The organism is Mesorhizobium sp. M0030 (genome assembly GCF_040323695.1).
Lineage (GTDB): Bacteria > Pseudomonadota > Alphaproteobacteria > Rhizobiales > Rhizobiaceae > Mesorhizobium.
In genome coordinates this window covers 1-21408 of record NZ_JAMYVE010000023.1, presented here as the reverse complement: position 1 = coordinate 21408, position 21408 = coordinate 1, and the positions used below count along the sequence as shown (strand labels likewise).

The 21408-nt window shown below is 61.3% G+C and carries 25 protein-coding genes; 18 read left to right on the top strand and 7 right to left on the bottom strand.

Features of this window, described 5'->3' with window-relative positions:
* Positions 1 to 54 precede the first annotated feature (54 nt).
* Positions 55 to 447: a DoxX family protein gene (locus NKJ80_RS29685; protein WP_023735991.1), complete on the bottom strand. Its 393-nt coding sequence runs from the start codon at positions 445 to 447 to the stop codon at positions 55 to 57.
* On the opposite strand from NKJ80_RS29685, the gene NKJ80_RS31545 reads away from it, so the two are divergent.
* The gene (locus NKJ80_RS31545) at positions 361 to 1143 is read left to right on the top strand and encodes a hypothetical protein (RefSeq protein ID WP_502902248.1); all 783 of its coding nucleotides are present in this window, start codon (positions 361 to 363) and stop codon (positions 1141 to 1143) included. The genes NKJ80_RS29685 and NKJ80_RS31545 overlap by 87 nt on opposite strands.
* Positions 1144 to 1218: 75 nt before the next feature.
* Here the strand turns inward: NKJ80_RS31545 and NKJ80_RS29675 are convergent, their stop codons facing one another.
* Positions 1219 to 1995, bottom strand: a complete 777-nt coding sequence (locus NKJ80_RS29675) for a VOC family protein (RefSeq protein WP_352498855.1) — start codon at positions 1993 to 1995, stop codon at positions 1219 to 1221.
* Positions 1996 to 2321: 326 nt separating this feature from the next.
* Between NKJ80_RS29675 and NKJ80_RS29670 the strand changes: the two genes are divergently transcribed.
* Entirely contained in the window at positions 2322 to 3179 is an 858-nt protein-coding gene (locus NKJ80_RS29670) for a DUF3800 domain-containing protein (RefSeq protein ID WP_198025826.1), read from the top strand.
* Positions 3180 to 3460: 281 nt separating this feature from the next.
* Positions 3461 to 4180, top strand: a complete 720-nt coding sequence (locus NKJ80_RS29665; protein WP_023687984.1) for a gamma-glutamylcyclotransferase — start codon at positions 3461 to 3463, stop codon at positions 4178 to 4180.
* A 68-nt stretch (positions 4181 to 4248) separates the two neighbouring features.
* Here NKJ80_RS29665 and NKJ80_RS29660 read toward each other — a convergent pair whose 3' ends face one another.
* On the bottom strand, positions 4249 to 4692 hold the full coding sequence (locus tag NKJ80_RS29660) for a hypothetical protein (protein ID WP_156935986.1): 444 nt from the start codon (positions 4690 to 4692) through the stop codon (positions 4249 to 4251).
* Between the two features lie 212 nt (positions 4693 to 4904).
* Between NKJ80_RS29660 and NKJ80_RS29655 the strand changes: the two genes are divergently transcribed.
* The 6 genes from NKJ80_RS29655 (at position 4905) to NKJ80_RS29630 (ending at position 10007) form a co-directional block, all read left to right on the top strand.
* The gene (locus NKJ80_RS29655; protein ID WP_352498854.1) at positions 4905 to 6260 is read left to right on the top strand and encodes an NAD(P)-dependent oxidoreductase; all 1356 of its coding nucleotides are present in this window, start codon (positions 4905 to 4907) and stop codon (positions 6258 to 6260) included.
* 5 nt (positions 6261 to 6265) lie between these two features.
* Complete coding sequence (locus NKJ80_RS29650; RefSeq protein WP_352498853.1) at positions 6266 to 7108, top strand: class I SAM-dependent methyltransferase; 843 nt, start codon at positions 6266 to 6268, stop codon at positions 7106 to 7108.
* 12 nt (positions 7109 to 7120) lie between these two features.
* Positions 7121 to 8434: an NAD-dependent dihydropyrimidine dehydrogenase subunit PreA gene (gene preA / locus NKJ80_RS29645; RefSeq protein WP_023668204.1), complete on the top strand. Its 1314-nt coding sequence runs from the start codon at positions 7121 to 7123 to the stop codon at positions 8432 to 8434.
* A 109-nt stretch (positions 8435 to 8543) separates the two neighbouring features.
* Complete coding sequence (locus NKJ80_RS29640) at positions 8544 to 9062, top strand: RrF2 family transcriptional regulator (RefSeq protein ID WP_023697058.1); 519 nt, start codon at positions 8544 to 8546, stop codon at positions 9060 to 9062.
* A 32-nt stretch (positions 9063 to 9094) separates the two neighbouring features.
* Complete coding sequence (locus NKJ80_RS29635; RefSeq protein ID WP_023690827.1) at positions 9095 to 9553, top strand: carboxymuconolactone decarboxylase family protein; 459 nt, start codon at positions 9095 to 9097, stop codon at positions 9551 to 9553.
* A 76-nt stretch (positions 9554 to 9629) separates the two neighbouring features.
* On the top strand, positions 9630 to 10007 hold the full coding sequence (locus tag NKJ80_RS29630; RefSeq protein ID WP_023690828.1) for a DoxX family protein: 378 nt from the start codon (positions 9630 to 9632) through the stop codon (positions 10005 to 10007).
* A 648-nt stretch (positions 10008 to 10655) separates the two neighbouring features.
* On the opposite strand, the gene NKJ80_RS29625 is transcribed toward NKJ80_RS29630, so the two are convergent.
* Together NKJ80_RS29625 and NKJ80_RS29620 are read right to left on the bottom strand one after the other, a co-directional pair.
* Entirely contained in the window at positions 10656 to 11378 is a 723-nt protein-coding gene (locus NKJ80_RS29625; protein WP_352498852.1) for an SDR family oxidoreductase, read from the bottom strand.
* Complete coding sequence (locus NKJ80_RS29620; protein ID WP_352498851.1) at positions 11375 to 12214, bottom strand: SDR family oxidoreductase; 840 nt, start codon at positions 12212 to 12214, stop codon at positions 11375 to 11377. Before NKJ80_RS29620 ends, NKJ80_RS29625 begins: the two co-directional genes overlap by 4 nt.
* Positions 12215 to 12313: 99 nt before the next feature.
* Here NKJ80_RS29620 and NKJ80_RS29615 point away from each other — a divergent pair, with 99 nt between their 5' ends.
* Positions 12314 to 13186, top strand: a complete 873-nt coding sequence (locus NKJ80_RS29615; RefSeq protein WP_023817918.1) for a helix-turn-helix transcriptional regulator — start codon at positions 12314 to 12316, stop codon at positions 13184 to 13186.
* A 9-nt stretch (positions 13187 to 13195) separates the two neighbouring features.
* Here the strand turns inward: NKJ80_RS29615 and NKJ80_RS29610 are convergent, their stop codons facing one another.
* Entirely contained in the window at positions 13196 to 13825 is a 630-nt protein-coding gene (locus tag NKJ80_RS29610) for a TetR family transcriptional regulator C-terminal domain-containing protein (RefSeq protein WP_023668211.1), read from the bottom strand.
* Between the two features lie 255 nt (positions 13826 to 14080).
* Here NKJ80_RS29610 and aptA point away from each other — a divergent pair, with 255 nt between their 5' ends.
* The 6 genes from aptA (at position 14081) to NKJ80_RS29580 (ending at position 19510) form a co-directional block, all read left to right on the top strand.
* Positions 14081 to 15409 carry an omega-aminotransferase AptA gene (gene aptA / locus NKJ80_RS29605; RefSeq protein WP_023817919.1) on the top strand — a complete coding sequence of 443 codons (1329 nt, stop codon included), beginning with the start codon at positions 14081 to 14083 and terminating at the stop codon, positions 15407 to 15409.
* A 112-nt stretch (positions 15410 to 15521) separates the two neighbouring features.
* Positions 15522 to 15968, top strand: a complete 447-nt coding sequence (locus NKJ80_RS29600) for an endonuclease domain-containing protein (RefSeq protein ID WP_023725396.1) — start codon at positions 15522 to 15524, stop codon at positions 15966 to 15968.
* A gap of 3 nt (positions 15969 to 15971) precedes the next feature.
* On the top strand, positions 15972 to 17222 hold the full coding sequence (locus NKJ80_RS29595) for a Zn-dependent hydrolase (protein WP_352498850.1): 1251 nt from the start codon (positions 15972 to 15974) through the stop codon (positions 17220 to 17222).
* Positions 17223 to 17284: 62 nt separating this feature from the next.
* A complete protein-coding gene (hydA, locus tag NKJ80_RS29590) occupies positions 17285 to 18736 on the top strand; it encodes a dihydropyrimidinase (protein WP_023668215.1) in 1452 nt (483 codons plus the stop codon).
* Positions 18733 to 19110 carry a hypothetical protein gene (locus tag NKJ80_RS29585; protein ID WP_023668216.1) on the top strand — a complete coding sequence of 126 codons (378 nt, stop codon included), beginning with the start codon at positions 18733 to 18735 and terminating at the stop codon, positions 19108 to 19110. Before hydA ends, NKJ80_RS29585 begins: the two co-directional genes overlap by 4 nt.
* Before the next feature lie 16 nt (positions 19111 to 19126).
* Complete coding sequence (locus NKJ80_RS29580) at positions 19127 to 19510, top strand: hypothetical protein (protein WP_023729378.1); 384 nt, start codon at positions 19127 to 19129, stop codon at positions 19508 to 19510.
* 17 nt (positions 19511 to 19527) lie between these two features.
* On the opposite strand, the gene NKJ80_RS29575 is transcribed toward NKJ80_RS29580, so the two are convergent.
* Positions 19528 to 19932 (bottom strand): cupin domain-containing protein, encoded by a 405-nt coding sequence (locus tag NKJ80_RS29575; protein WP_031193071.1) that lies wholly within the window; start codon positions 19930 to 19932, stop codon positions 19528 to 19530.
* A gap of 110 nt (positions 19933 to 20042) precedes the next feature.
* Between NKJ80_RS29575 and NKJ80_RS29570 the strand changes: the two genes are divergently transcribed.
* Both NKJ80_RS29570 and NKJ80_RS29565 read left to right on the top strand, forming a co-directional pair.
* Complete coding sequence (locus NKJ80_RS29570; RefSeq protein ID WP_352498849.1) at positions 20043 to 20834, top strand: ABC transporter ATP-binding protein; 792 nt, start codon at positions 20043 to 20045, stop codon at positions 20832 to 20834.
* A complete protein-coding gene (locus NKJ80_RS29565; RefSeq protein WP_352498848.1) occupies positions 20824 to 21360 on the top strand; it encodes an endonuclease domain-containing protein in 537 nt (178 codons plus the stop codon). The genes NKJ80_RS29570 and NKJ80_RS29565 overlap by 11 nt, the downstream gene beginning before the upstream one ends.
* The last annotated feature ends 48 nt before the right edge of the window (positions 21361 to 21408 follow it).

The window sequence follows — 21408 nt, the reverse complement described above, 5'->3', positions numbered from 1 at the left end:
CAAGTCGTTATCCCAAAACCGCTGCGCACTTTTGGGCGACATGCATTAGGCGCGTCAGGTGCTGCGGCGGTTGTCGAGCGCGAAAGCGCCGGCGCCGGCAAACACCAGATAGAGGAAGATGAAGCAGAAGGAGATCGCCGCATCGCCGCCGTTGTTGACCGGGAAGAAGTCGCGCGGATAGTGCGCCATGAAATAGGCGATGGCCATCTCGCCGGCCAGAAGGAACGCGACCGGGCGGGTGAACAGACCGAGCGCCAGCAGGATGCCACCGGCGAACTCCAGGATGCCTGCCGTCGCCGTCAGGCCGCTAAGAGCGTGAGGCTCGGCGCTGACCGGAAAATTGAACAGTTTCTGCGAGCCATGCTCGAGGAACTGCAGGGCCGTCATGATGCGCAGGACGCCGAGTGCCTGCGGCTGAAATCTGGCGAGACCGTCAAAAAGCTTCATCTAAACTCCATTTTTCCAACCATGTGGCCCGGCCATAAATCATCACCCGGCGCTGGACCATTCACTTCCCATGGCCTGTCATCAACAATCGGTGATTGCAATTATTTCCAGTCTGACTTCGAAATTTGCTCTCGTTATGGTTGCATAGATCTCGTTAAGGTTGTATATCTGCGAGTAGACACTCCAAACCAGACGGGTTCCTTCGCCATGAAAAAAGCCGCCATCAGCCTGTTCGCAATCCTCGCAAGCACCAGTTTCGCCATGGCCGCTGATGCTGGCTGCGATGCCTTCAAATGGCCGGTGACACGCGAGCAGGAACTGTTTCCGGCAGCGCCCGCCGCGCAGTCCGGTGCCTCTCTTGCTTTCGGCGAAGCCGCGGATATAGCGCTGGAGCCCGTCGATGCGGTCAGCTTCACGGTCTCACCGCAACGCGCGCCGGCAGCCGGCACGTTCGGCGCGACGGCAAACGTGGCCGTGCCAACGGAAGGAGAGCTCCAGATCAGCCTGTCCGATGAGGCCTGGGTCGACGTCATTCAGGATGGCCAGGCCGTGAAATCAGCCGGTTTCAGCGGCGTGAAGACCTGCCTCGGCGTCCGCAAGAGCCTGCGCTTCAAGCTGACGCCTGGCGCAGCCACGATCCAGCTCAGCGGCGCCAGGAAAGAGACCCTCAAGGTCGCGGTGCTGGCGCCGGAGTGACCGCGCCCGGAGGCGCGTCTCGTCGCACCGGCGGCGCGATGAGAGCAGTTCCGTGCAGGCGAGTACCGGAGGGGATCAGCGGCCCGGCGCGATCAGCGCGAAATAAGCGCCTTGCGGATCGGTGAACTGGGCAATCCATTGGCCGGTCGGCACCGGCATCGGACCCATGACAATCTTGCCGCCATTGTCGGTGACGCGTTTGGCGGCTGCGTCGATGGCATCGACATTGAAGTAGAACAGCCAGACCGGCACCGGCAGCTGTTGCGGCTTGTTCATGATGCCGCCGCCGGATTCAGGGCCGGCCGAGAAGGTCCGATAGATGCCCATCTCGCCGACGTCCATGCTACCGGCATCAGTCCAGCCGAACTGGCTTGAGTAGAAATCGAAGGCCTTCTGGCGGTCGGACGCATAAAGCTCGTGCCAGCCGACATGGCCCGGCGTCGTTGCCGGAAGGACGGGCTGGTCGGGACCATTGGGCTGCAGGAACATGAAGGCGGCGCCTTGCGGGTCGGCGACGACGGAGAAGCGGCCGACGCCGGGAATGTCGTCGGGTTCGCGGTGAACAGCCCCGCCGGCGGCTTTCAGTGCCTCGGTCGAGGCATCGGTATCGCTGGTGTGGATATAGCCGAACCAGGCCGGCTTCAGACCCGTCCTGGCTGCTTCCTCGGGCAGGGTCATCAGCCCGCCGACGCCACGCTCGGCGGAGTTCACCACGATATAGCGCGGCATGCCGGGCGCCTTGTCGAAGGGCTCAGCCCGCCAGCCGACCACGGTGGTGTAGAACGCTTGCGCCGCATCGAGGTCGCTGGTCATCAACTCGTACCAGAAGAAGGGCATTGGGGATTTCGGCATTTTTAGTCTCCTCACCTTCATGCATCGATCGTTGTCCGATCCATCAAAGGACGATCTCGGCAGCGCGAATCCGACAGCGGGCTTGAGAAAATCCAACGGCCGCGTTGATACATCGTTCCGCACTTCGCCGCGGCTCTTTACAGATTTTTGGAAGTAATTGTTGTGCGTTGTACGGATAGCGCGGGCGCGCGCCGTATTAGTGTTACGGGCTCAGAGTTTGGGCTAAGGTGGAATACCGTACTTTGAGCATCCATTGGCAGGTGGTAGGATGATAGACGCTTATTCGAAAGTATTTGAAAATCAGCTGTTCCTAGGATTTGGCATTCGTGCGTCTAGAGGCTTACATAGACGAGTCGGGGGATGATGGAGGGTTTCCGATCCAGATTGTCGGCGGGTATGTTGTTAGACCCGAAGATGCGCGTTTCGTAGAGACGGCATGGGCAGCCGTCTTAAGAAAGTATGGCGATCTTCCCTACTTCCATATGGTGGAATGCGCTCCTGAGCCTCCAAGCGGCGTCTTCAAAGGAATGCCAAAAGAGCGCAGAATACAGCTTCAAACCGAACTGATGGACCTAATTAATCGACACGTCGCCTTTTCGATTATCTGTTCCACCCCATTGGGCAGATATGATGGGTATAACAAAGATGGAAAATATATTGACCCATATACCTATCTTGTAGGGAACGTATCTGATATAATATATGATATTGCAAATATATATTTTAGAGATTGCGAAGTATCTCTTTTTTATGAAAGTGGACACAAGAACGGGAACACTGCTTACGAGTATTTCAATGATAGGAAGATCCACCGTCCGCGGACTTCATTTTCATTTATGGACAAGCGAGCGTCTGGCATGATCCAGGCAGCTGACATCATCGTCTGGCAATATGCAAAATTCATAAAGGATATGGTTCAATCTGAGAGAGGCCCCAGAAAAGATTTTCGATCGCTCCTGACGGTGCCCGCTAGAATCATGCACGTTGTGCCGACTAAGGATCGAAAACTCACTCTGATTCCGCTTACTGACGGCGATGTTGACAACGGGGAGGCGAGACAACTGCTGCGCGATATCTATGGACCAAACGAGCCGCCCGAGGGCGGTTTGTTTCGAAAGGTGTTGGATCACAAGGGAAAGGGTTTCAAGAGATGGGGGAACGGGAAGGGATGGGAGTGGGACTAGACGACAAGATTGATTAGGTCGGGTGAGCGTTTTCGACCAATGTCATCAGTTCGTACCAGAAGAAGGGCATCGGGGATTTTGGCATTTCTCGGTCTCCTCACCTTCATGCATAGATCGTCGTCCGATCCATCAAAGGACGTTTTCAGCGACGCGAATCCGACAGCGAAGCGGAGAAAGTTCAACGGCTGCGTTGACACATCGTTCCGCACTTCGTCCCGCTCGACGCCTTGCACATGCGGCGGTTTTCGACTTTCCTTGGGCAAACGAGGGGTTGTCGCTTCATGCGCCTTATGTCGCTCACGCCTGAGCTTGTTTCACTGTGCCATCGCGAAGAGGTCGATCCTGGACCCGACGGCAGCTGGACGCAGCTGAACGACGAGGATTTCCGTGCTCTTGCCGCGCGGCTCTCCAACGAAGCGGATGCGGGGCCGCTATGGGTGTTCGCCTATGGCTCGTTGATCTGGAAGCCGGCTTTCGAGTCCGTCGAACGGCAGCGCGCCACTGCGTTTGGCTGGCATCGCTCCTTCTGCCTCGACATGGTGCGCTGGCGCGGCAGCGTCGCGCAGCCGGGGCTGATGATGGCGCTCGAACGCGGCGGCCGATGCGACGGCGTCATCTACCGTCTGCCCGACGGCGACAAGCCGCAGCAGATCGAAAGACTGCTGCGGCGCGAGATCGACGATCATGAGAGTGTCAGCTCGGTCCGGTGGGTTCCCGTGCGCACCCAGCAGGGCCGGATACGGGCGCTCGGCTTCTGGGTCGGGGTGACGGGCAGGGGAACCTCGCTCGGGCAGCCGCTGGACACGGTGGCGGGGGTGCTTGCCAGAGCCTGCGGCCATGTCGGCTCGGGCGCGGAATATCTCTACAACACCGTCAGCCACCTCGAGGAATTCGGCATCCGCGACCGCAATCTGTGGCGGCTGCAGCAACTGGTTGCCGACGAGATCAGGTCGATCCATGGCGGCCGCTCAGATGCCAGCCTACAGCTGGCACCTTCGTAGCGAACAGCCACCAATCTTGGCCTGTGCCGGAGCGTATGCGGTTTCAAGGCGTTTCGCTCCCCGGGTGATCAGATCCAAGAAGGAGTGGCTTCACGAGCAATGACCTCAACCGTGCATTCGAGACTGAGCAGCAGAAAATGCGTACAGTCTTCTGTCGGGCCAAGTGTCGATCGCAACCAGTGCGAGTTCTCCACTCGCAGGATCGGCCACCTGTAGGAGGCTTGCCTGCCAGATCCAATCAATGGGATCGAGGTGTCCGCACGGATTTTGGTCAGTCCCAGCATGTCATCATGGGCAGCCAGGGCTACTACCCCTTGAAAATCGATCTTGAGAGTTCGTTCCGATGTCCCGAAGTCGCCTTCGACGGTCAGCTCAAAGTTATTGTCGGATTTTAGACGCCACACCTGACAGGCAGCCAGAGGTAAATCTCCCACGGGCTCCCACCGGTGAGCCGTCTCCCTATCATCGGTCATCGCCTTCTCCGTTGAATGAAAGCCGCGCATCGTGCTCAAGCGCCCTATCATTTCGCGCTGGCCTGGAACAGCTTGCCGCGACTTGGAGCTTGTCGCGCTCCCCTCTTTGAGGACGCAACCGTCACTCATAACATGAGGAACTAAATCATATTATCAGCTAGTCTTTTCAGCGGCTTGGGTCGAAAATTGACCAATTGATAAAAAAATAAAACGTGCTAGCCTTCCCCAAAACGAAAACAGGGGAACTGACGATGCCAGAAGGCCAGTTCAAGGACGGCATTGCCGGCGGCCGGCTTGCCGCCGACCAGTACGCCGAGAATTTTTCCGACCTGCATCCGCCGCTCGATCACCACGAGGCGCTGGTCGAATCCGACCGCTGCTATTTCTGTTACGATGCGCCGTGCATGAATGCGTGCCCGACCTCGATCGACATTCCGCTGTTCATCCGCCAGATCTCGACCGGCAACCCGATCGGTTCGGCCAAGACGATTTTCGACCAGAACATATTGGGTGGCATGTGCGCCCGCGTCTGCCCTACCGAGACGCTGTGCGAAGAGGTCTGCGTGCGCGAGGTGGCGGAAGGCAAGCCGGTGCAGATCGGCCGCCTGCAGCGCTACGCCACCGATGTCGCCATGGCCGAGCACAAGCAGTTTTATTCGCGCGCTGAATCGACCGGCAAGTCGGTCGCCGTGGTCGGCGCCGGTCCGGCCGGCCTCGCCGCGGCGCACCGGCTCGCCCGCCATGGCCACGAGGTGACCATACTGGAAGCCCGCCCGAAGGCCGGCGGCCTCAACGAATACGGCATCGCCGCCTACAAGAGCATCGACAATTTCGCCCAGGCCGAAGTCGACTATGTCACGGGGATCGGCGGCATCGATATCCAGAACGGCAGGGCGCTCGGCCGCGACTACCGGCTGTCGGACCTGATCCGGAATTACGATGCCGTCTTCCTCGGCATGGGGCTAGGCGGCGTGAATGCGTTGCGCGCGGATGGCGAGGACGCCGATGGCGTTGTCAATGCGGTCGAGTTCATCGCCGGGCTACGCCAGGCCAGCGATCTCGCGAGCCTGCCGGTCGGCCGGCGCGTCGTCGTCATCGGCGGCGGCATGACGGCGATCGACGCCGCCGTGCAGTCGAAGCTGCTCGGCGCCGAGGAGGTGACGATCTGCTACCGGCGCGGCCAGGAACACATGAACGCTTCCGAGTTCGAGCAGGATCTGGCAGCCGCCAACGGCGTCACCATCCGCCACTGGCTGCAGCCGAAGCGGGTCATTGTCGAAGGTGGCAAAGTGTCGGGCATCGAGCTCGAATACACAGCGATGAACGGCGACACGCTTGTCGGCACCGGCGAGCGGCTGACGCTGGCCGCCGACCAGGTGTTCAAGGCGATCGGCCAGAGCTTTGTGCCGGCGGCACTTAACGGCAGCGGTGCTGCGATCGAACTCGAAGCCGGCCGCATCAAGGTCGACGCAGAAGGGCGCACCTCGCTCGCCAATGTCTGGGCCGGCGGCGACTGCATTTTTGGCGGCGACGATTTGACGGTATCGGCCGTCGCGCAAGGCCGCGATGCGGCGGAGAGCATCAACCGGAGTCTGGCACAGGGATAGAGATCATGGCCTCAGTGGAATCAGGCATCGCGCGTCACTACGACGTCTCGGATCTTGAGCAGCACATTCTTGCCGTGCTCGCCGATACCGGCGTGGAAATTGCCCATCTACGCGCTGGCGATCTCGAAGCGGTCGACGAGTTCCACATTGGCGGTATCGCCGCCACCAGGGAACTCATCGGCCAGATGGGTTTGAAGCCGGGGGCCAGGCTGCTCGACATTGGTTCCGGCGTGGGTGGTCCAGCCCGCTTCGCCGCCAACAATGCCGGCGCCGATGTCACCGGCATTGATCTGACGCGAAGCTATGTCGACATCGCGACCAGCCTGTCGAAGCGGGTGGGAATGGCCGACAAAGTCCGGTTCGTGCAGGGCAGCGCGCTCGACATGCCGTTCAGCAACAAAAGCTTTGATACGGCCATGATCCTGCATGTCGGCATGAATCTTCCCGACAAGAAAAAGCTGATGAGCGAGGCGGCGCGTGTGCTCAAGCCGGGCGGCGTCTTTGCCGTCTACGATGTGATGCGGCTCAAGGCAGGTGCGCTGACCTATCCGCTGCCATGGGCATCCGACGAGAGCATGTCCTTCGTTGCCACGCCCGACGACTATCGTTCGGCTGCCGCCGCCGCGGGGTTCTCTGTAACCGCCGAGCGCCCTCGTGGCGCCTTCGCCATCGAATTTTTCGACACGATACGGGCGCGCATGGCTGCGGCGCAGGCGGAAGGAAAAAAGCCGCCGCCTGGCGTTAATCTTATCATGGGCGAGAACGCCGGCACCAAGATCGCCAATCTCACCCCCGCGCTTAAAGGCGGCATTCTCGCACCCGTGGAAATGCTCCTTCGTCTCGGTTGAAAGGGACCTGTCATGGCAGACATCCGCAACAATTTCGTCGGCATCAAATCGCCCAATCCGTTCTGGCTGGCTTCGGCGCCGCCGACCGACAAGGCCTACAATGTCATCCGCGCCTTCAAGGCGGGCTGGGGCGGCGTCGTGTGGAAGACGCTGGGCGAAGAAGGTCCGCCGGTGGTCAACGTCAACGGCCCGCGTTATGGCGCGATTTGGGGGGCCGACCGGCGCCTGCTCGGCCTCAACAACATCGAGCTGATCACCGACCGCGATTTGCAGGTCAATCTGCGCGAGATCAAACAGGTCAAGAAGGACTGGCCCGACCGCGCCATCGTCGTCTCACTGATGGTGCCATGCGTCGAGGAAAGCTGGAAGGCGATCCTGCCGGTGGTCGAGGAGACCGAAGCCGACGGCATCGAGCTCAATTTCGGCTGCCCGCACGGCATGTCGGAACGCGGCATGGGCGCGGCTGTCGGCCAGGTGCCTGAATACATCGAAATGGTAGTGCGCTGGTGCAAGGCCAACACCCGCATGCCTGTCATCACCAAGCTGACGCCGAATATCACAGATGTGCGCAAGCCGGCGCGCGCCGCACTCTCCGGCGGAACCGACGCGGTGTCGCTGATCAACACCATCAACTCGATCACCGGCGTCGACCTAGACAGTTTCGCGCCGCAGCCGACCATCGACGGCAAAGGCTCGCATGGCGGCTATTGCGGCCCGGCGGTGAAGCCGATTGCCATGAACATGGTGGCCGAGATCGCCCGCGATCCGGAAACGCGCGGCCTGCCGATCTCCGGCATTGGCGGCATCACCACCTGGCGCGATGCGGCTGAATTCATGGCGCTCGGCGCCGGCAATGTGCAGGTGTGCACGGCGGCGATGACATACGGCTTCAAGATCGTGCAGGAGATGATCGCCGGTCTCGAAAACTGGATGGACGAGAAAGGCCACGCCTCGCTCAACGACATTGTCGGCCGCGCCACGCCCAATGTTACCGACTGGCAGTATCTCAACCTCAATTACATCGCCAAGGCGCGTATCGATCAGGACGCCTGCATCAAATGCGGCCGCTGCCACATCGCCTGCGAGGACACTTCGCACCAGGCAATCACCAACATGGTCGACGGCGTCAGGCATTTCGAGGTGATCGAGGCCGAATGCGTCGGCTGCAATCTGTGCGTCAATGTCTGCCCGGTCGAGAACTGCATCACCATGGAGCCGCTGGCCGCCGGCGTCATGGACCAGCGCACCGGCAAGCCGGTGTCGCCGGTCTATGCCAACTGGACGACGCACCCGAACAACCCGATGGCCAAGGTGGCCGCAGAGTAGGGAACGGGTCGAAGAAAAAAGCGGCGCTTTCGAGCGCCGTTTTTCATTTTCCTATTGCAGATAAGATTTATCTAGGATAAAAGATATCCATGAATAGGAGCGCAACATCGTGAAGCTGGGCGAGGGTGTAGAAGCGGCCATCCATTGCGCGGCCACACTGGCCAGCGTGGAGGGCAACAGCACGATGCCGGGTGCTGCTTTGGCAGAGTCCTTCGGCCTGTCGCCGAGCTATCTGCTGAAACATCTGAACCAGCTGACTGCTGCGCGCATCCTGGAATCGGTGCCGGGACCGGCGGGCGGCTACCGGCTGGCGCGTCCGGCCGAGCGCATCACGCTGCTCGATATCGTGCTTGCGGTCGAGGGTCGCGAGCCGGCCTTCCGCTGCGGCGAGATCCGCCAGCGCGGCCCGGTCAAGATCGATGCTTCGGCCTATGTGAAGCCGTGCGGCATCAATGCCGCGATGCTGAAGGCCGAGCGCGCCTATCGCGCGGCCCTCGCGGAAACCCGGTTGTCCGACATCGTGGCTGATTACAAGGCCGAAGGCGATCCGCGATCGTTTGCCGCCAGCTGTGCCTTTGTCGCGCGCCATCAGCGGCCGCAGAAACCCGCTTCGACCAAACAGATTTAATCCCCCGCCAAACAGATGTGAAAGGAAAGACGATGAAACAGAGACTGCAATTCTTCGCAAAGGCGCCTGAGATCATGAAAGCCGTGTCGGCGCTTAACAAGGCGGTCGACGAATGCGGGCTTGAAGTGAGCCTGCTGCATTTGATCAAGCTCCGCGCCTCGCAGATCAATGGCTGCTCCTACTGCGTCGAGATGCACAGCCGCGAGGCGAGGCGCGATGGCGAAACCGAGACACGGCTCTATCTGGTTTCGGCCTGGCAGGAATCGCCGCTGTTTTCCGAGCGCGAACGCGCGGCGCTTGCCTGGACCGAGGCAACGACCCTGATCGCCAACAATGGCGTTTCGGACGAACTCTATGCCCGCACGCTAGAGCACTTCTCGGAAGAGGAACTGGTCAAGCTGTCGGTCGCGATCGGCATGATCAACACCTGGAACCGGCTCTGCATCCCGTTCCACGCCATTCACCCGATGCCGGCTGCCAAAGCAGCCTGACCGTCCGGTTAGTCATGGAGCGCCGTCGAAAGGGCGGCGCTCCACCTGTTTCATGCTTAAGTACGGGGAAGATTTCATGCCTGTCGATTTGCCTTCGACCCTGTTGTTTCTCGGCCGCCTGTTGCTTGGCGGCGCCTTCGTTGTCGCGGGACTGCGCAATGTTCAAAACGAGGCGTTCCTGACCGGGCTGATGGCCGCGCGCGGCGTGCCGCAGGCGAGATTGGCGTTGTGGGCCGGCATCGTCCTGCAGACCATTGCCGGCGCGCTGGTGATGGCCGGCCTGTGGACCGCGATCGCCAGTGCTGTGCTGGTGCTGTTTCTCATTGTCGCGACGCCGATGTTCCACAATTTCTGGGACCATCAGGGCCCGGACCGGGCCTCGCGCATCAACGGCTTCGTCGGCAATGTCGCGCTCGCCGGCGGATTCCTGACGCTGATCGCGCAGTCGCTCTAGTCGGCAATGGCGCTGCCACCATGGCGTCGCCATTTATCATTGTCTTCGATACTTAGAGTTAAGACCGTTACGGTATTGATCCTTGATGCGACGTGTGGGGCAATCAATGTACATTCTTAAAGGTAAAAGACGCGTTGCGCTGAGATGGTTGCTTGTGGTGGGGCTCCTGACGGTGGCCTTGGTAGCTGCCCTAAATTATGTCCATGCAATTAGCGCCAGAAATTCGTACGCTCTGCTAAGTATTTATTTCACAGCAAGCATCTTGAGTGTATTGTATTTTCTACACGAATCTGAAGAGAAAAGCGCTCTTTCGTCACTTGGTTTGACAAGCTCACCAACTCGATTCACGCTCGTCTTCTATCTCGTATATGCGTCAATCATATTGTACCCCTTTGTGGAAAAGCGGTTTCAGCCTGAATTTATCGGGCATTTCAGTTTCTAGTGATTTTTCTAGCGGCAATGTCCCCAGATGTCCTCCTTTTTCTGAGGACAAAACTCGGCTCCGGAAATGCCATCTACCAGAGGGCAAATTCAGTTGGCGTTTTGATTTTGGTAATTTTCATCGTTGTGTCCGTTGGTGTCGGCGTGGTGGCGAGCCAGTAGTTTGGTGGCCGCAGTGGCGGCGGGAAGCCATTGCAACACCATTTGCTACGCCGCGAAGCGCAAACCGCCATCGCAGGTCAGCACCTGGCCGGTCATGAAGCCGTTGGAGACGAGGAAGGCGATTGCGCCGGCAACATCTTCGGCGTGGCCAATCCTGCCCACAGGAGTCTTGCCGGCATATTCACTGAACACCGCCTGCCGCTGCTCGTCCGGCAAAAAGTTCCACCAGGGCGTATCAATGACGCCGGGCGCCACGACGTTGACGCGCAGAGGCTTCAGTTCGACCGCCAGGATCGGCACCACGGTCAGCAGCATGCCGTTGACGGCGGCAATGCCAGCCACGCCGGGCGCCGACAATTGTGCCGAAACCGCCGAGATGAAGGTGACGGATCCCGATCTGTTGAGCGTCGGCAAGGCTGCCTGCAAACAGGACAGCTGCGGCCGGACTTTCTCGTCGACGCCGCCGGCGATGTCTGAGAGGTCGAGGGTTTCGAACGGCCCAAGTCCCTTGCCGCCGCTGGCAGCCAGCACGAGGTGATCGAACGGTCCGAGTTCCCCAAAGAACTGGCGGACTTCGTCCGGCTTCGAAGCATCGAAGGCAGCTTTTTCGGCGGCGCCGCCGAGGCTCTTCCAGGCGCTGGTGAGCTTGTCCTGGTTTCGTCCGGTGATGGTCACCTTCATGCCTGGGCCTAGCAGTTTTCGCGCCGTTGCCAGGCCGATGCCGGATGAGCCGCCGACGACGACCGTGTGTTCGATCTTGCCGGTCATGAATGCTGTTCCTTCGATTGTGGGGAAGCCTGGCCGACGAAGTCGAGGCTCAGGGTTCGCAATTGCTGTCTGGCCTTGGCGTCATAGGCTTGTGCTTCGGCGCGGGATTCCTTTTGGCCATCGAAATAGAGGCCACTGCGGCCCTCCAGGGCGGGCGATGTCGCGAGGTTGAGAATGGCGTCGGCGCCGGTCTCGACCGAGCTCCATGGCGTCACGCCGGCTTGGCGGACCATGGTGGTGTTCATGTAGCTCGCTGGATGCAGAGCGTTGACGGTGACGCCGCTGCCTTTCAACTCTCCGGCCAGGTCGATGGTGAACAGGATCTGCGCCAGCTTGCTCTGGCAATAGGCGCGCACGCCGTCATAGGAACGTGTCAGCATGACATCGCCGAAATCGATCGCCTGCTGGCCGGCCGAAGCGACGTTGACGATGCGCGCCGGCGAACTCGCCTTGAGCAGCGGCAGCAGTTCCGAGGTCAGCAGGAAACCGGCGAGATAGTTGACCGCAAAGCGCAGTTCGAAGCCGTCGGCGCTGAGCTGTCGCTTGGCGCCGGCCGTGCCGATGCCGGCATTGTTGATGAGGATGTCGAGCCGGTCGGTTTTTGCGCGTACGGCCTCGGCAAGGCGGCGGACCTCGGCTAGCCAGGCGAGGTCGGCGGCGAGGAACTCGGCTTTGCCGCCGGCGGATTCGATTTCTGCGACGGTTGCCTTGCCGCGAGCCGCGTCACGGCCATGCACCAGCACGCGCGCGCCGCCGGCGCCCAGCCTTTGCGCGACGACACGGCCGACGCCGTCGGTCGAACCGGTGATGAGGATTGTCTTGTCTTTCAGATCCATATTCAGAGCCTCCATCTCTCTGGATGGAAGATGGGGCGCCTGACTCAGCCCAAACAGTTCAAACTTTATCCTGGTATCAATACTGCTATAATAGCTCTCATGGATGCCCCCACGCACTCCGCTGAAGACAGCCGCCGGCGCGAGCTTGGCGCCTTCCTGCGCTCGCGCCGCGAAAGATTGACGCCGTCCGCCACCGGCATCGCGACCGGCCTGCGGAGACGCACGCCAGGCTTGCGTCGCGAGGAAGTGGCGATGATCGCCGGCGTCGGCACCACCTGGTACACATGGCTAGAGCAGGGGCGCGAGGTCAGACCCTCGGTGGAGGTGCTAGCGGCGCTCAGCGAAGCGCTGCGCCTCGACGCCGTTGAAAGGCGGCATCTGTTCATCCTGGCAGGCCGCCAGCAACCGGAGAACCGCGTGGCTGCGCCGGAAAAGGTCGATGGCCCGCTAATGCATATGCTGGAGAGCCTGGTGCTGCAGCCGGCCTATGTCGTCGGGCGGCGCTGGGATGTGCTGGCCTGGAATCCGGCGGCGGTAGCGGTGTTCGGTGATTATGGCCTGCTAGAGGGCGACGCCCGCAACATCGTCCACATGGTGTTCACCAATCCGCATCACCGGCTCCTGCTGGTTGACTGGGAGCAATTGGCGCGCACCGTGCTGGCCTCGTTCCGGGCGGAAAGCGCCCGCTATGTGGGCGATGCGGATTTCGAGCGGCTGATCGTGCTTATGACGCGCTCAAGTCCGGAGTTTCGCGACTGGTGGCCGCAACGCGACGTGGCACGCCGATTGTCGGGGGTGAAACATGTCCGACATCCGAGCGCCGGCGCCATGACGTTCGAGCATATGAGCCTGTCGATCGACGACGGCTCGGACATGAAGCTGATCGTCTACACGCCGCTGGCCGAACAGAATTCGATCGAGAAGCTGCAGAATTTGCTTGAGGCGATGCCGGCGGAGCGCCGCAGCGCCTGACGCCCAAGGTCAGCCCTTCGGCTTCAGCCCATCAATGAACAACTGCTCCAGAAACCGCGCCGCATCCTCGAAGCGGCCGTCGCCGCCGCGATCGGGCCCAAGCACCGCGCGGACCTGGACATCGAAATCGGCATAGTGCTGCGTCGTCGCCCAGATCGAAAAGATCAGGTGCCAGGGATCGGTGCGGGCGATTTTTCCTGCGCGCATCCAGCCCTTGATGACGTTGGCCTTCTCGTCGACCAGCGTTTTCAGCTCACCCGCCAGCAGCGGCATGATGCGCGGCGCGCCTTGCAGGATCTCGTTGGCGAACAGCCGGCTTTCCCTGGGAAAATCACGCGCCATTTCGAGCTTGCGCCGGATGTAGCTCCTGAGCTCGGTCAGGGGGTCGCCGATGTCGTCGAGTTCACGTAGCGGCGCCAGCCACGTCGCCAGCAGCCGCTCCATCAGCGTTTCGTGGATGTCTTCCTTGCGGCGGAAATAGTAGAGCAGGTTCGGCTTCGACATCCCGGCGGCCTCGGCGATCTGGTCGATGGTCGAACCGCGAAAGCCGTTGGCGGAGAAGACTTCGAGGGCTGCCTCCAGGATCAGTTCGCGCTTTTCCTGCTGGATGCGGGTGCGGCGAGGGGCTGAGCCTTCCATGGCGCCGCTCACCCCTGCAAGCCTTGGCCGCAGGGTTCATCTGGACCAATTCTCTGGACCAGTTTTTCTCTTACCCGTGGAGCGCACTTCGCAGGCCGCATTTCCGCTAGTAATCCCTTGACCGCCGACAGGGCGGTGCTAACGTTTGTCCAATCGGTCAAAAATTTGCGTAGCATGAAAACGCAGCAAAGACCAAGCTTTGGAAAGACCAAGCGTTAGCCGCACCGAAACAGGTTACAAGGGGAAGTCTTGGTCATGTCCAACCGGCTGAAAGTCACGCCGAACGATCTCAGCGCATTCTGGATGCCGTTTACGGCAAACCGGCAGTTCAAACAGGCGCCGCGCATGTTCGTTTCCGCCAAGGACATGCACTACACCACCAGCGACGGCCGCAAGGTGCTCGATGGCACCGCCGGCCTCTGGTGCGTCAATGCCGGCCATTGCCGTCCCAAGATCACCGAGGCGATCCAGCACCAGGCGGCCGAACTCGACTATGCGCCGGCCTTCCAGATGGGCCACCCGATCGTGTTCGAACTGGCAAACCGCCTGGTCGATCTCGCGCCCAAGGGCATGGACCATGTCTTCTTCACCAATTCCGGTTCGGAATCGGTCGAAACGGCGCTGAAGATGGCGATCGCCTATCACCGTGTGAAGGGCGAGGGCGCGCGCACCCGCCTGATCGGCCGCGAACGCGGCTATCACGGCGTCAATTTCGGCGGCATCTCGGTCGGCGGCATCGTCACCAACCGCAAGATGTTCGGCACGCTGCTCGGCGGCGTCGACCACATGCCGCACACGCATCTGCCGGAAAAGAACGCCTTCTCCAAGGGCGTGCCGGAATATGGCGCGGAACTCGCCAACGAGCTGGAGCGCATCGTTGCCCTGCATGACGCCTCGACCATCGCCGCTGTCATCGTCGAACCGGTCGCCGGCTCCACCGGCGTCATCCTGCCGCCGAAGGGCTATCTGCAGAAACTGCGCGAGATCTGCACCAAGCACGGCATTTTGCTGATCTTCGACGAGGTCATCACCGGTTTCGGCCGTCTCGGCGCGCCGTTCGCAGCGGATTATTTCGGCGTCACGCCCGACATCATGACCACCGCCAAGGGCGTCTCCAACGGCGTCATCCCGATGGGCGCGGTGTTCGTGAAGAAGGAAATCCACGACGCCTTCATGACCGGCCCCGAGCACATGATCGAGTTCTTCCACGGCTACACCTATTCGGGCAATCCGATTGCGTGCGCCGCGGCACTCGGCACGCTCGACACCTACAAGGAAGAGTGCCTGCTGACCCGCGGCGAGGAACTGGCGCCCTACTGGGAAGATGCGCTGCATTCGCTGAAGGACGAGCCGCATGTCATCGACATCAGGAATATCGGCCTGATCGGCGCGATCGAACTGGCGCCGATCGCCGGCAGCCCGACCAAGCGGGCCTTCTCGGCCTTCGTCAAGGCGTTCGAGCGCGGCGCGCTGATCCGCACCACCGGCGACATCATCGCGCTGTCGCCGCCACTGATCATCACCAAGGGCCAGATCAACGAATTGATCGACCATGTCAGAGAAGTGCTGAGGGCGATCGATTGACAAACCGGGCGCGGATAGCCCTCCCCCTCGAGGGGAGGGTGGCCGCGAAGCGGTCGGGTGGGGTCGGTGCGACCGGACGCCGACCTGCTCTTTTGTTCCGAGGCCGCTCCTGATGCCCCGTACCCGCGTGAGCTTCGAAATGCGCCAAAAGGCGCGAGCGCTTCGAATTCACGCGACCAAGGGAGAATCGCTGCTGTGGTATGAACTGCGGGACCTGAAATCAGCCGGCATCAAGTTTCGCCGTCAGTGCCCGATTGGCCCGTACATCGTGGATTTTGCCTGCTTGGCGGTGAAGCTGATCGTTGAGGTCGATGGCGACATGCACGAACACGACAGGGGTAGTCGGCACGATGCCGTTCGCGATGCTTATCTGCGATCGCTCGGATTTGAAGTCTTCCGTGTTGACGAGCCCGATGTCATAAACAGCGCTTGGCACGTCGCGCAGGTGGTCAAAGAGAAGGTCGCGCGCGTCGCGGGCGACCCCACCCGACCGCTTCGCGGCCACCCTCCCCTCGAGGGGGAGGGGGACGCCGCCGCCCCGCAACCGATGAGGTTTTAGAGCATGGCCGCCCCAGGCGAGAATCTGCGAATCAATTCAGACCGTTTGTGGGATTCCATCATGCAGATGGCGAAGATCGGCCCCGGTATTGCCGGCGGCAACAATCGCCAGACCGTGACCGACGAGGACGGCGAGGGACGGCATCTGTTCAAGCGCTGGTGCGAGGCGGCCGGGCTCGAAATGGGGCTTGACGAAATGGGCACCATGTTTGCCCGCCGGGAAGGCGCTGATCCCAGCCTGCCGCCGGTTTATGTCGGCAGCCATCTCGACACGCAGCCGACCGGCGGCAAATATGACGGCGTGCTCGGCGTGCTCGGCGGGCTGGAGATTATTCGCTCGCTTAACGATCTCGGCATCCAGACCAGGCATCCGATCGTCGTTACCAACTGGACCAATGAGGAAGGCTCGCGCTTTGCCCCGGCGATGATGGCGTCCGGCGTGTTCGCCGGTGTGCTCGATCAGGCGGACGTGTATCAGCACACTGATAAACAGGGGAAAAAGTTCGGCGAGGAGCTGGAGCGCATTGGCTGGAAGGGAACCGAGAAGGTCGGCGACCGCAAGATCCACGCCTTCTTCGAACTGCATATCGAGCAGGGGCCGATCCTCGAGGACGAAGGCATCGACATTGGCGTCGTCACCCACGGCCAGGGCCTGAAATGGCTGCAGGTAACGCTGACCGGCAAGGAGGCGCATACCGGCTCGACGCCGATGCCCAAGCGCCGTAATGCCGGTCTAGGCATGGCGCGCGTGATCGAGCTGGTGCATGAGATCGCCATGGACTACCAGCCCGACGCCGTCGGCGCGGTCGGCCACATGGAGGTGTTTCCGAACTCGCGCAACATCATTGCGGGACGCACCGTCTTCACCATCGACATCCGTTCGCCCGAGAAGGAAGTGCTGGACGCTATGGATGGGCGCATACGCGAAGGCATCGACACGATCTGTGAGGCGCTCGACATCCAGTACAAGGTCGAGCAGGTCGGCGCTTTCGATCCGGTCACCTTTGATGCCGGCTGCGTCAAGGCGATCCGCGACGCAGCCGAACGGCTCGGCTATTCCCACCGCAACCTCGTCTCCGGCGCCGGCCACGACGCCTGCTGGATCAACCGCGTCGCGCCGACCGCTATGGTGATGTGCCCCTGCGTTGACGGGTTGTCACACAACGAGGCCGAGGAAATCACCAAGGAATGGGCCGGCGCCGGCGCCGACGTGCTGTTCCATGCGGTGGTAGAGACAGCGGGGATCGTGGCGTGAACTAAGATCTGTATTCAAAACGACGCTCACAAGAAGCGCGAAGAGAACAAGGGAACACGACAATGACCAAAGTCATCCGAAACGGCACCATCGTCACCGCCGACCGCACCTGGAAGGCCGATGTGCTGATGCAGCACGGCAAGATCGTCGCCATTGGCTCGAACCTGCATGGCGACCATGAGTTCGACGCCAGCGGCTGTTACGTCATGCCGGGCGGTATCGATCCGCACACCCATCTCGAAATGCCGTTCATGGGCACCTATTCGGCCGACGATTTCGAGTCCGGGACGCGTGCGGCCCTTTCCGGTGGCACCACGATGGTGGTCGATTTCTGCCTGCCGGCGCCGCAGCAATCGCTGCTGGAAGCGTTGCAGATGTGGGACAACAAGACCTCGAAGGCTGCCTGCGACTACTCCTTCCACATGGCGATCACCTGGTGGGGCAAGCAGGTGTTCGACGAGATGGCCACCGTCGTCGACAGGGGCATTACCTCGTTCAAGCATTTCATGGCCTACAAGGGCGCGCTGATGGTGGACGACGACGAGATGTACGCGTCGTTCCAGCGCTGCGCCGATCTCGGCGCGCTGCCGCTCGTTCATGCCGAGAATGGCGACGTGGTTGCGGCGCTGTCGCAAAAGCTGCTCGCCGCCGGCAATAATGGCCCCGAGGGACACGCCTATTCGCGGCCGCCGGAAGTGGAGGGCGAGGCGACCAACCGCGCCATCATGATCGCCGACATGGCCGGCGTGCCGCTCTATGTCGTGCATGTGTCCTGCGAGCAGAGCCACGAAGCCATCCGCCGCGCCCGCCAGAAGGGCATTCGGGTTTTCGGCGAGCCGCTGATCCAGCATCTGACGCTGGATGAAAGCGAGTATTTCGACAAGGATTGGGACCATGCGGCGCGCCGCGTCATGAGTCCGCCCTTCCGCAACAAGCTGCACCAGGATTCGCTGTGGGCCGGCCTGCAGGCGGGATCGCTGCAGGTGGTGGCGACCGACCACTGCGCCTTCACCACCAAGCAGAAGCGCAACGGCCTCGGCGATTTCACCAAGATCCCGAACGGCACTGGCGGGCTTGAAGACCGCTTGCCCGTGCTGTGGACGACGGGCGTCAACACCGGGCGGCTGACGATGAACGAGTTCGTCGCGGTGACTTCGACCAACATCGCCAAGATCCTCAACATGTATCCTAGGAAGGGCGCCATCGTCGAAGGCGCGGACGCCGACATCGTGGTGTGGGACCCCAGCGCCAAGAAGACCATCACCTCGAAGAAGCAGCAATCGGTGATCGACTACAACGTCTTCGAAGGTTTTGAGGTGACCGGCCTGCCGCGCTTCGTCTTTTCGCGCGGCGAATTGTCGGTCGAGGAAGCGGAGGTCAAGGCCAAGCCCGGCCATGGCGAATTCGTCGCCCGCGAGCCGAACGCGGCGGTCAACCGGGCTCTGTCGACCTGGAAGGACATTACCGCGCCGCGCAAGGTGGAACGCACCGGCATTCCGGCGACAGGCGTTTGACGTTGCGGAGCCCGGGGGCGCTCATTTCACTGGTCGTGGCGATGGTGGTCGCTGGTCCGGCAACAGGGGCCGAGAGGCTGGCCGGCTCCTGGGGCAACGATGCCGGCTGTGTCTTTGCAAAGGCCGGTTTTCAGGGCCGGGACGATTATATCGTGCTGACCGCCGAAGGCATCGAGACCTATGGCAGCGGCTGCCGGTTCGCGCAGCAATTGACGTGGGCGCCGGGCACGCAATCGCTTGATGCGACCTGTTCCGCCGAAGGCGAGGCGGGGACGACGGCTGAAACCGTTGTGGTCACCAACAAGGGCGAGGGTGGGTTCTTCGTGACCATTCCCGGTCTTGAAGAAATGGGGCCGTTGCAACCGTGTTCGTGACGTTGGAGCTGGGGGAATGAGCGCGCGCGGTTTGGGGCCGTCTGTTGCGATGATAGTCGTTCTGGCTGCGGGTCAGGCCCTTGCGGCAGGCATCGACCTGACGAAACCCTATGGGGACAAATATGGCTGCATCAACCGCAACGGCCAGGAAGTCGCCGCCGATCGGATGCTGCTTTTGACCGACGAGGCATTGGTCACCGCCGCCAGCGCCTGCACCTTCACGGACAAGCAGGCGCAGGCTGATGGGTCGCTGGTGGTGACGGCAACATGCGAGGCGGAAGGCGAAGAGGGACAGGAGCCGACCAAATTCACCATCAAGCGCAGCGCCAAGAACGCCAAGAAGCTGACGGTCGCCGACGACGACGGCAATGTCATGGGCGAAGTGGCGCGGTGCAAATGACGGCAGTCCCGTCAGCGTCAGGCCACCAGCGCATCCAGTTCCGGCAACAGGACGACGCTTTCCTGTTCATTGGGATCGGTGCGGGCGATGACGGCCGAGGACGGGGCGTTGCTCAGATTGGCCGGCAGATGCGGTACGCCGGCCGGGATGTAGAAGAGGTCGCCGGCCTTGACGACGATGTGGTTCTCGAGCCTGTCGCCATACCATGTGTGGACCTCGCCCGAGAGCACATAGATCGCCGTCTCATGGCTTTCATGCAGATGCGCCTTGGCGCGGGCGCCAGGCGGCAGGGTGAGCAGATGCATGCAGATGCCGGACGAGCCGACCGTCTCGGCTGCAATGCCGGCAAAATAGGTCAATCCCTGCTTGCCTTCATAAGTGCTTTCAGGACGGATAAGGTGACAAGTGGGTTTGGGCGACATCGGCAAGGCTCCGGGCGTCGATTGGGTGGGATTGGACGAGTGGAAAGCAACATCAACGCGAATGCAACGGCATTTCATCCTGGGCGGCTGCGAGAAGCAGGCAGCAAGCGATGACGGGACGATCGCCAGCCGTCGTCTCGGCAAGCAAACTTGGCCTTACCTTTCAGACCAATGACGGTCCGGTAGAGGCGCTCTCCAAAGTCGACCTGACCATCGGCAAGGGCGAGTTCGTCTCCTTCATCGGCCCATCTGGCTGCGGCAAGACCACCTTGCTGCGCGTCATCGCCGATCTGGAAAAACCGACATCGGGCACGATCTCGGTCAACGGCATGACGCCGGAACAGGCGCGCGAGAAACGCGCTTATGGCTACGTCTTCCAGGCGGCAGCCCTTTTCCCGTGGCGCACGATCGAGCGTAACGTGACGCTGCCGCTGGAGATCATCGGCCTTTCGAGAGCGGAGCAGGCCGAGCGCATCAAGCGCACGATGGAGCTCGTCAACCTCTCCGGCTTCGAGAAGAAATACCCTTGGCAGCTTTCCGGCGGCATGCAGCAGCGCGCTTCGATCGCCCGCGCGCTCGCCTTCGACGCCGACCTGTTGCTGATGGACGAGCCCTTCGGCGCGCTGGACGAGATCGTGCGCGACCATCTCAATGAACAGCTTCTGGAATTGTGGGCGCGCACCAACAAGACGATCTGCTTCGTCACCCATTCCATCCCCGAGGCGGTGTATCTGTCGACGCGCATCGTCGTCATGTCGCCGCGCCCAGGTCGGGTTACCGACATCATCGAATCGACGCTGCCAAAAGAGCGGCCACTGGATATCCGCGAGACGCCGGAATTTTTGGCGATCGCGGCCAGGGTACGCGATGGCTTGAGGGCAGGGCACAGCTATGATGATTGAGGGGGCGAACGACCGGCTGGCTCCTCTCCCCAACGGGGAGAGGGTGGCCGGAGCGAAGCGGAGGTCGGGTGAGGGGGCGGCGCCGACGGATCCGACCAAGAGAAATGTCGGGGCAACCGCTCGCGCCCGAAAGCTGCGGTTTGACGAGACCGAAGCTGAATACCGGCTTTGGGGGGAATTGAGAGGACGTCATCTCAACGGCTACAAATTTGTGCGGCAAGTGCCGCTCGGACCTTTCATCGCGGACTTCGTCTGCCGCGAGCAGGGGCTGATTGTCGAACTTGATGGCAGCCAACACGCGGATTCACTGACCGATCCCGCCAGGACAGCCTGGCTGAACGGACAAGGTTATTCGGTTCTGCGCTTCTGGAATCACGAAGTTTTGGCTGAGCGCCGAGCGGTCCTGGATACGATCTTGGCTTGTCTCGACGGAAAGATTTCTACCCCCTCACCCGACCTCCGCTTCGCTCCGGCCACCCTCTCCCCGTTGGGGAGAGGAGTGCACCCCGCTGGCGAGGCGCGCTAGATGGACACCTTCCGCGAAAAATTCATCCCCGTGACCTCCATCCTCCTG

Excerpts from the sequence above, each read along its gene's own strand:
- NKJ80_RS29620 (WP_352498851.1), bottom strand. The coding sequence starts at position 12,214 with ATGGATCTGAAAGACAAGACAATCCTCATCACCGGTTCGACCGACGGC.
- NKJ80_RS31545 (WP_502902248.1), top strand. The coding sequence starts at position 361 with ATGCTCGAGGAACTGCAGGGCCGTCATGATGCGCAGGACGCCGAGTGC.
- aptA (WP_023817919.1), top strand. The coding sequence starts at position 14,081 with ATGTCCAACCGGCTGAAAGTCACGCCGAACGATCTCAGCGCATTCTGG.
- NKJ80_RS29580 (WP_023729378.1), top strand. The coding sequence starts at position 19,127 with ATGAGCGCGCGCGGTTTGGGGCCGTCTGTTGCGATGATAGTCGTTCTG.
- preA (WP_023668204.1), top strand. The coding sequence starts at position 7,121 with ATGGCAGACATCCGCAACAATTTCGTCGGCATCAAATCGCCCAATCCG.
- NKJ80_RS29610 (WP_023668211.1), bottom strand. The coding sequence starts at position 13,825 with ATGGAAGGCTCAGCCCCTCGCCGCACCCGCATCCAGCAGGAAAAGCGC.
- NKJ80_RS29685 (WP_023735991.1), bottom strand. The coding sequence starts at position 447 with ATGAAGCTTTTTGACGGTCTCGCCAGATTTCAGCCGCAGGCACTCGGC.
- NKJ80_RS29665 (WP_023687984.1), top strand. The coding sequence starts at position 3,461 with ATGCGCCTTATGTCGCTCACGCCTGAGCTTGTTTCACTGTGCCATCGC.
- NKJ80_RS29565 (WP_352498848.1), top strand. The coding sequence starts at position 20,824 with ATGATGATTGAGGGGGCGAACGACCGGCTGGCTCCTCTCCCCAACGGG.
- NKJ80_RS29650 (WP_352498853.1), top strand. The coding sequence starts at position 6,266 with ATGGCCTCAGTGGAATCAGGCATCGCGCGTCACTACGACGTCTCGGAT.
- NKJ80_RS29630 (WP_023690828.1), top strand. The coding sequence starts at position 9,630 with ATGCCTGTCGATTTGCCTTCGACCCTGTTGTTTCTCGGCCGCCTGTTG.
- NKJ80_RS29655 (WP_352498854.1), top strand. The coding sequence starts at position 4,905 with ATGCCAGAAGGCCAGTTCAAGGACGGCATTGCCGGCGGCCGGCTTGCC.
- NKJ80_RS29570 (WP_352498849.1), top strand. The coding sequence starts at position 20,043 with ATGACGGGACGATCGCCAGCCGTCGTCTCGGCAAGCAAACTTGGCCTT.
- NKJ80_RS29675 (WP_352498855.1), bottom strand. The coding sequence starts at position 1,995 with ATGCCGAAATCCCCAATGCCCTTCTTCTGGTACGAGTTGATGACCAGC.
- NKJ80_RS29625 (WP_352498852.1), bottom strand. The coding sequence starts at position 11,378 with ATGACCGGCAAGATCGAACACACGGTCGTCGTCGGCGGCTCATCCGGC.
- NKJ80_RS29600 (WP_023725396.1), top strand. The coding sequence starts at position 15,522 with ATGCCCCGTACCCGCGTGAGCTTCGAAATGCGCCAAAAGGCGCGAGCG.
- hydA (WP_023668215.1), top strand. The coding sequence starts at position 17,285 with ATGACCAAAGTCATCCGAAACGGCACCATCGTCACCGCCGACCGCACC.
- NKJ80_RS29575 (WP_031193071.1), bottom strand. The coding sequence starts at position 19,932 with ATGTCGCCCAAACCCACTTGTCACCTTATCCGTCCTGAAAGCACTTAT.
- NKJ80_RS29595 (WP_352498850.1), top strand. The coding sequence starts at position 15,972 with ATGGCCGCCCCAGGCGAGAATCTGCGAATCAATTCAGACCGTTTGTGG.
- NKJ80_RS29635 (WP_023690827.1), top strand. The coding sequence starts at position 9,095 with ATGAAACAGAGACTGCAATTCTTCGCAAAGGCGCCTGAGATCATGAAA.
- NKJ80_RS29615 (WP_023817918.1), top strand. The coding sequence starts at position 12,314 with ATGGATGCCCCCACGCACTCCGCTGAAGACAGCCGCCGGCGCGAGCTT.